The 6,947-nt window shown below is 69.6% G+C and carries 6 protein-coding genes; 1 reads left to right on the top strand and 5 read right to left on the bottom strand.

The annotated features are described in order from the left end of the window. Positions 1 to 656: 656 nt before the first annotated feature. Both ACOMG5_RS17355 and hemF read right to left on the bottom strand, forming a co-directional pair. Positions 657 to 2,690 carry a DEAD/DEAH box helicase gene (locus tag ACOMG5_RS17355; RefSeq protein ID WP_420345042.1) on the bottom strand — a complete coding sequence of 678 codons (2,034 nt, stop codon included), beginning with the start codon at positions 2,688 to 2,690 and terminating at the stop codon, positions 657 to 659. 68 nt (positions 2,691 to 2,758) lie between these two features. Further along, complete coding sequence (gene hemF, locus ACOMG5_RS17350; protein ID WP_420345041.1) at positions 2,759 to 3,619, bottom strand: oxygen-dependent coproporphyrinogen oxidase; 861 nt, start codon at positions 3,617 to 3,619, stop codon at positions 2,759 to 2,761. A 127-nt stretch (positions 3,620 to 3,746) separates the two neighbouring features. Between hemF and ACOMG5_RS17345 the strand changes: the two genes are divergently transcribed. Then, positions 3,747 to 4,148: a hypothetical protein gene (locus ACOMG5_RS17345; RefSeq protein WP_420345040.1), complete on the top strand. Its 402-nt coding sequence runs from the start codon at positions 3,747 to 3,749 to the stop codon at positions 4,146 to 4,148. Positions 4,149 to 4,267: 119 nt separating this feature from the next. On the opposite strand, the gene ACOMG5_RS17340 is transcribed toward ACOMG5_RS17345, so the two are convergent. The 3 genes from ACOMG5_RS17340 to clpS are packed head-to-tail and all read right to left on the bottom strand — an operon-like array spanning position 4,268 to position 6,461. Next, the gene (locus ACOMG5_RS17340) at positions 4,268 to 5,077 is read right to left on the bottom strand and encodes an SDR family NAD(P)-dependent oxidoreductase (RefSeq protein ID WP_420345039.1); all 810 of its coding nucleotides are present in this window, start codon (positions 5,075 to 5,077) and stop codon (positions 4,268 to 4,270) included. A gap of 9 nt (positions 5,078 to 5,086) precedes the next feature. Beyond that, positions 5,087 to 6,085 carry a methyltransferase gene (locus tag ACOMG5_RS17335; RefSeq protein WP_420345038.1) on the bottom strand — a complete coding sequence of 333 codons (999 nt, stop codon included), beginning with the start codon at positions 6,083 to 6,085 and terminating at the stop codon, positions 5,087 to 5,089. A gap of 10 nt (positions 6,086 to 6,095) precedes the next feature. Next, entirely contained in the window at positions 6,096 to 6,461 is a 366-nt protein-coding gene (clpS, locus tag ACOMG5_RS17330; RefSeq protein ID WP_420345037.1) for an ATP-dependent Clp protease adapter ClpS, read from the bottom strand. Between the last annotated feature and the right edge of the window lie 486 nt (positions 6,462 to 6,947).

Raw genomic sequence — 6,947 nt, 5'->3', positions numbered from 1 at the left:
CATGGCGACACTGCAGCGCGGCCCCCGGCCGAAGACGGGCCGCCTCTGGCCCGCCCCGGCTTCTGGCGGAAAACACCGTGGCCAGAGGCAGAAGCCCCATGGGCCCGGATCGCCGCGGGCGACAGACCGAGCCCGACAGCGGTGATCTCCGACAGGACCGATCTCCCACGCGGAACCGCGCAGACCAACCCGCGCACACAGAGCCCGTCGGGGGGAGGGCAGAAGGGCTCAGGGCTGCTGAAATTCAAATACCGAATATTTCATCATAATTTGACTTGGGAATAGGCGCACAGGCGGAACAAGCCCCCCTAAGCCCCTCCCGGCATCCGATAATCCGCAGACTTACACCTGAAGGAGCCGCCCGCGTATGAACCTGCGGCGGGGATATAGCCCTGTGCGGGATTACGCACCTAGGGCCGCGCCAGGCGCGGCAGGACTATAAGATCTGATCATGGAAGCGGCCGCCAAAGCGGCTCCGCTACGGCACCAAAGGCTATGGCAGGGATCCGGCCAGGCCAGCGGCCCACTGAACGCCAGCCGCGCCACACGGACCGCGAGAAGACCCCGCCCAAGGCACGCAAAATGTGCCCTGCGCTCAGTCCCTCCCGGGCCGGAAAATGCACGGCGCCAGGATCAGCCCCGCGCCCCGCCCGCCATCACTTCTTCTTGCCACCGGGCTTGCCGAACTTCGCGGGCGGCTTGCCCGGGGTCTTCGGCCCGCCATGGCCGCCCTCGCGTGCCCAGGGCGCGGATTTGCGCCCTTTCGGGGCCGCATCGGGCGCGGGCTTGCGCTTCGGCTTGAAGCCCTCCGCCTCCCCCGTCTCGCGCGGGGTGTAGGGGCGCTTCGGGCGCGCGCCCTCCTCGCCCTCCGGCCGCGGCGCGAAGCTGCGCTTCGGGCGGAAGCCGTCTTCGCCCTCCGGCCGCGCGGCAAAGCGCTTCGGCCGGGGCGCGTCGGTGGCGCCTTCTTCGCGCGGCGGCCCCTTGCGATGGGGCTTCTTCGGCCCATCCTCGCGGAACTTGCGCACCCCGAAGGGCTTCTCCTCGCGGCCCTTGTTCTGCCAGCGGGCGGGCTTCGGCGCCGGGCGGTCCAGCCCCTCCGGCGCGCCGGCCAGCGGCTCCACCCGGCCCTTGTCCTCCAGCATCATCGCCGGCCCCAGCGACGCGGTGAACCGCCCCGCCGCATCGGCATGGATCTGCACGAAGGTGTGGTCCTCCATCACCCGGATCGCGCCAATATCGCGCCGGGTCAGGTCTCCCGCGCGGCACAGCATCGGCAGCAGCCACTTCGGATCGACCCAGGCATTATGCCCGACAGACAGCCGGTACCAGTTCGAATTGCCGAATTCGGCCCGCTCGCGCGGCTTCACCCCATCCACCGTCACCGGCAGCAGGTCCTCGGGCGCCGAACGCGCCGCGCGGAAATTGCGCAGCACCGCCGCCGCCAGCTGCTTCGGCTCGAAGGCCGCCAGCAGCTGCTCCACCGCGTCCAGCTCGTCGGCCGTCATCGGCGCGCTCACCACCGGGTCGCTCAGCAGCCGCTCCTGGTCCTTCACGGCAATCTCGTCGGGGCCCGGCGCGGGCTCCCATTGCGCGCTCACCTGCGCCTCGCGCAGCAGCCGCTCGGCCTTGCCGCGCGCATTCACCGGCACCACCAGCGCCGAAATCCCCTTCGCCCCGGCCCGCCCCGTGCGCCCGGAGCGGTGCAGCAGCGCCTCCTTGTTCAGCGGCAGATCGGCATGGACCACCAGCTCCAGCCCCGGCAGGTCGATCCCGCGCGCGGCCACATCGGTCGCGATACAGACCCGCGCCCGCCCGTCGCGCAGCATCTGCAGCGCACGCGAACGCTCGTCCTGGGTCAGCTCGCCCGACAGCGCCACCACCGAGAAGCCGCGGTTCAGAAGCTTTCCGGTCAGCCGCGCCACTTCGGCCCGGGTCGAACAGAACACGATCGCCCGCTCCGGCTCGTGGAAGCGCAGAACGTTGACAATCGCGTTCTCGCGGTCGGATTTATCCACCATCAGCGCACGATAATCGATGTCCGCATGCTGGCTGCGCGCCGCAATCGTCGAAATCCGCTCCGCATCCTTCTGGAAGGTCTGCGCCAGCCGCGCGATTTCCGGCGGCACCGTGGCCGAGAACATCAGCGTGCGGCGGGTTTCCGGCGCCGATTCGAGAATGAATTCCAGATCCTCGCGGAAGCCCATATCGAGCATCTCGTCGGCCTCGTCGAGCACCACCGCCGCGAGCTCGCTCAGATCCAGCGCGCCGCGCCGGATATGGTCGCAGATCCGCCCGGGCGTGCCCACCACGATATGCGCCCCGCGCTCCAGCGCGCGCCGCTCGCCGCGCGCATCCATGCCGCCGACCGCGCCCGCAATCACCGCGCCCGCCTGCGCATAGAGCCAGCCCAGCTCGCGCTGCACCTGCTGCGCCAGCTCCCGCGTCGGCGCCACCACCAGCGCGCGCGGAATGTCGGCATAGGGCGGAATGCCGCTCTCCCCGATCAGCTCCGGCGCGATCGCTAGGCCAAAGGCCACGGTCTTGCCCGAGCCCGTCTGCGCCGAGACCAGCAGGTCCCGCCCCGCCAGCGCCGGATCCGAAACCGCCTCCTGCACCGGGGTCAGGGCGGCATAGCCCTTCTGGGCCAGCGCATCAGAGAGCGCGGCAGGAAGGTTCGGGAACTGGGTCATCGGATCGGCTTTCTCATACGGCGGAAGGCCGCGCTATACGGGAAAGCGGCCCCCCTGTATAGCCCCGATCACGGCCATTTGGCCAAGGGAGGAAGGCTCATCAGCACCGCATCGGCATTGTGCCCGGTCTCCAGCCCGAACTTGGTGCCCCGGTCATAGACCAGGTTGTATTCGGCATAGAGCCCGCGGTGGATCAGCTGGCAGTCGCGGTCTCGGGCGCTGGCGGGCGTGCCCAGCCGCCGCTCCGTCACCGGCAGGAAGGCGGGCAGGAACGCCTCCCCCACCGCCCGGGTGAAGGCGAAATCGGCCTCCCAGTCGCCGGTGTTCAGGTCGTCATAGAAAATCCCGCCCACGCCGCGGGCCCGGCTCCGGTGCGGAATGAAGAAATATTCGTCCGCCCAGGCCTTGAAGCGCGCGTAATAGCCCGGGTCATGGGCATCGCAGGCGGCCTTCAGCGCGGCGTGGAAATGCGCCGTATCCTCCGGATATTCGATGCAGGGGTTCAGATCGGCGCCGCCGCCGAACCACCAGGCCCCCGGCGTCCAGAACATCCGCGTGTTCATGTGCACCGCCGGCGTATGCGGGTTCGTCATATGCGCCACCAGCGAAATCCCGGAGGCCCAGAACCGCGGATCCGCCTCTATCCCCGGCACGCCGCGCGCGGCCATCGCGCGCTGCGCGGGCGGCGCGAGGCTGCCCCAGACGGTGGAGATATTCACCCCCACCTTCTCGAACACGCGCCCGCCCCGCAGCACCGACATCCTGCCGCCGCCATGGTCCTCGCCCGCGGGGCCGCTGCGGGTGGTGGGCGTCACGGCGAAGCGCGCCTCCGGCTCCAGCGCCTCGAAGGCCGCCACGATCCGGTCGCGCAGCGTAGCAAACCAGGCGGAGGCGGCAGCCTTGCGGGCATCGAACGGATCTGGGGCCATGGCGGGTCTCCTTTGCCCCCGGGGATAGCAAAGCGGCCCCCCGAGGGGAATTGCGTTTTGCCGGTGCAAGGCTAGATTGTCCGCAGATCCCGCGCCGATCACAGCCAGGCGGGGTCGCGGAGGGGTCATGCGCAAGATCGCGATTGTGGTTCTGTTGGGGCTGGCGGCCTGCGGCAGCCAGCAGGAGCGCTGCATCAACCGCTCCACCGCCGAGGTCCGCCGCCTGCAAAGCCTGGTGGCCGAAGTGGATGGCAACCTCGCGCGCGGCTATGCCTTCGAGGAATACGACGTGCCGATGACCAGCTGGGAGTTCTGCGGCTACGATCACTACCCCGGCCGCGATGGCCGCGTGGCGGTGCGCTCGCGCATGTGCCTGGAGGATGATTACGTCACCCGGCGGCGCTCGGTGCCGATCGATCCGCAATCCGAGCAGCGCAAGCGCGACGCGCTGGTGGTGCGGATCAAGCAGCTGACCCCGCAGATGAACGCCGAAGTGCAGGCCTGCCGCGCAACCTATCCGCAGAAATAGGCCCCGCCAGCCCCACAAGAAGGGGCCCCATCAACCGTCAGCGGGCAAGCCGGAGCGCGGCGCGGGCCTGATGCGGGCCTCTTCGGTGCGAATTTCACCCAAGCCCGCATGGAGGGCGATCAGAACGCGGGCACGCGCACCGCATCCAGCAGGCCGCGCCCGCCATCCACGGTGATCACCTGCCCGGTGACGAAGCCTGCGCCCGAGGAGGCGAGGTACTGCACCGTCTCGGCCAGCTCGGTCGGCGCAGCGATCCGCCCCAGCGGCGTGCCGAGCGCAATCGCCTCGCGCCAGTCCGAATTCTCCTTCAGCGCCGCCTGCAGCGAGGCGCTCATCACCGAGGCGAAAGACACGCCGTTCACCCGGATCCGGTGCGGCGCCAGCGCCACCGCCAGCGCCCGCGTCGCCTGTTCCTGCGCCGCGCAGGCGATGGAATAGGCCATCAGCTCCGGCTGCGTGCGGCATCCGGCCAGCGTGGAGACATTGACGATGCAGCCAATCTCGCCCGTGCTGCGGTCCTCGCGCTCGGCCTCGGCGATCATCCGCTTCGCCGTCATCCGCGAGAGCCGGAGCGCCGCGCCCATGTTCTGGCGCATCATCACCTCCAGAACCTCGTCCGAAGGATCCAGCGGATCGCAAGGCGAAAAGCTGCGCGCCGCATTCACCAGAATATCGATCCGGCCAAAGGCATCCGCCGTGGCCGATAGCAGGTTCGCCAGCGACAGCTTCTCGCACAGATCGCCCGCGAAGATCCGCGCAGGGCCATCGGATTTCGCGCCCTCGCCGAATTCGGCGATCAGCTTCGCCTCGTCCATATCCGCACAGACGACCTGCGCCCCCCGGTCGAGGAAATGCCGCGCGATGGCGAGGCCGATGCCATTGGCGGCGCCGGTGACGATGGCGGTCTTGCCGGTGATAGCGAGAGACATGCGGCCTCCTTAGCGACGGCGCTGCGGGATCGGCCGTTCGGCCCGGGTGATGCGGAAGGCGGAATCGCGGCCGCTGGGCGGGGTGATCTCGGTCACCTCATGGAAACAGGCGCGCAGGATCTCGTCATAGGGCAGATGGCGGTTCGCCACCATCCACAGCGTGCCCGAGAGCGACAGCATCCCCGCCGCAGCCCGGATGAAGGCCTGCCCCAGCCCCGGATCGGCGCTGCGCCCGGTGTGGAAGGGCGGGTTCATCACCGCGCCGGCATAGCGCGCCTCGGGGGTATGCTGGGTGGCATCGGCCCAGAGGAAACGCGCGCGCGGGTCCGGAATATTGCGCCGCGCGCAGTCCAGCGCGCTGGCCTCCGCCTCGATGAGATCGAGGCTCTCCACCCCCTTGCGCGCCAGAACCTGCGCCGCGAGCCAGCCCCAGCCCGCCCCGATATCCGCCATCCGCCCCGGCAGCGTCTGCGGCAGGCAGGCCGCCAGAAGCTCCGAACCGCGGTCCACGCCATCGGCGGAGAACACGCCGGGCAGCGTGGTGAAGCCGGGCGCGGCCTCGATGGGCGCCGCCTCCCAGTCGCTCAGCGCGCCGGGCAGGGCCTCGATGCGGAAGATCTTGCCATGCGCCTTCGCGATCGGATCGGAGACCGACATCCGCCCGCGCAGCTCCTTCAGCATGGAATCGACGCCATCCGTCTTCTGCCCGTCGATCCAGATCGGGCCACCCGGCACCACGGCGGCGCAGGCCGCGGAAATCAGCGCGCGCGCCTCCGCCTTGGCGCGCGGCAAGAACACCACCGCCCCGGCATAGGGCCCCTCGGGCGCGGGGCTCACCGCGATGCCGCGCGCAGAGATCGCGTCATGATCCGGACGGAAGCCCTGTATGGCATGCAGCCGCGCGGCGGGCAGGTCGGTCAGGTCGGTGGCGGCGGTCGGGCGGAACAGCGCGATCCGGCCCGCGGCGGGCAGCGCATCGAGCGCAAGCGAAAGACGTGGGTGGCTCATGCGGGCCGCCCTATTCCTTTTCCATCGTGCATTGCAAGGGATGCTGATGGCGGCGGGCGAAATCCATCACCTGCGCAACCTTGGTCTCGGCCACCTCGAAGCTGAACACGCCGACGACGGCGAGCCCCTTCTTGTGCACCGTCAGCATGATCTCGAAGGCCTGGGCATGGGTCATGCCGAAGAACCGCTCGAGGATATGCACCACGAATTCCATCGGTGTGTAATCGTCGTTCAGCAGCAGCACCTTGTACATCGGCGGGCGCTGCGTCTTCGGACGGGTCTTGAGCACGACGGCCGCATCCTCACCCGGATCGCCGCCGGGGAGGCCGCCGGAGGCGCGCCAGATCGGTTCGGAGGGGAGGAGGTTCGTGATCATCTCGGTTCAGGAATCGGAACGCTATCGGGGAAATATAGGGAAGTCGGGCGCCAAGAAAAAGCCCGCACTGAACCGAATTGTGCAGATCTGCGGCCCGGGCCCCGACCCAAGGGCCAATTCCCCCTCCCGCAGCGGGACAGAACGCCTGCTCCGGCGCCGCGCTGGATCGGCCAGCCCCACGCCTCCCGCCCCGTCGGCACCCGGCAGTCCTCCACAAACCGCCGAGGCCCTGTCGGCCAAATTCAGCGACGCACAGGCCCTCTGCTCCAAAGCGCCCGCCCGCTGACACGCGCCGCGTCGAGGGCCCGGATTGGCCAAATGACGGGGCTTCTTCCCTGCTGCCGTGAAGACGGGCTGCGCCTCAGCCCTCAGCCCTCAGCCCTCAGCCCTCAGCCCTCAGCCCTCAGCCCTCAGCCCTCAGCCCTCAGCCCTCAGCCCTCAGCCCTCAGCCCTCAGCCCTCAGCCCTCAGCCCGCACGCCACACCC

Origin of the sequence: Paenirhodobacter sp. (assembly GCF_041916475.1) — a bacterium.
Taxonomy (GTDB): domain Bacteria; phylum Pseudomonadota; class Alphaproteobacteria; order Rhodobacterales; family Rhodobacteraceae; genus Rhodobacter.
Note: the sequence above shows the minus strand (reverse complement) of the source record. Positions and strands in the feature narration are given on the sequence as shown.